General features: G+C 45.8%; 1 protein-coding gene. It reads left to right on the top strand.

The window, feature by feature from the left end; all coding sequences use genetic code 11:
* A partial coding sequence (locus tag UF06_RS18885) for an IS630 family transposase (RefSeq protein ID WP_139046415.1) occupies positions 1-432 on the top strand: 432 nt, incomplete at both ends.

Raw genomic sequence — 432 nt, 5'->3', positions numbered from 1 at the left:
AAAAAAATTCAAAATTGAAACGATCCTGAAGATGCCAGGACATATCGCTCTAGAGCATGTTGATGTCTGGTTTCAAGATGAAGCCAGATTGGGGCAACAAAACACGACAACACGGTTATGGGCAGAGAAAGGAACACGCCCCCGAGCCGTGAAGCAACAACAATTTGAATATGCGTATCTGTTTGGTTCTGTCTGTCCCGCGAGAGGAATTGGCGAAGCGATGGTCGTTCCTTGGGTTAATAAAGAGATCATGATCGAGCATTTAAAGCAAATATCGGCAATCACTGAAAAAGGGCGTCATGCCGTCATCATTATGGATGGGGCGAGTTGGCATACCAATGACATTGCAGAACCGTTTAGCAATGTCAGTATCATCAAGATCCCGCCCTATTCACCAGAGCTAAACCCGATAGAACAAGTGTGGAGCTGGCT

This window comes from Vibrio sp. S234-5, assembly GCF_000960595.1.
Lineage (GTDB): Bacteria > Pseudomonadota > Gammaproteobacteria > Enterobacterales > Vibrionaceae > Vibrio.
The sequence above is the reverse complement of the archived record's forward strand: the minus strand, read 5'-3'. Positions and strand labels throughout refer to the sequence as shown.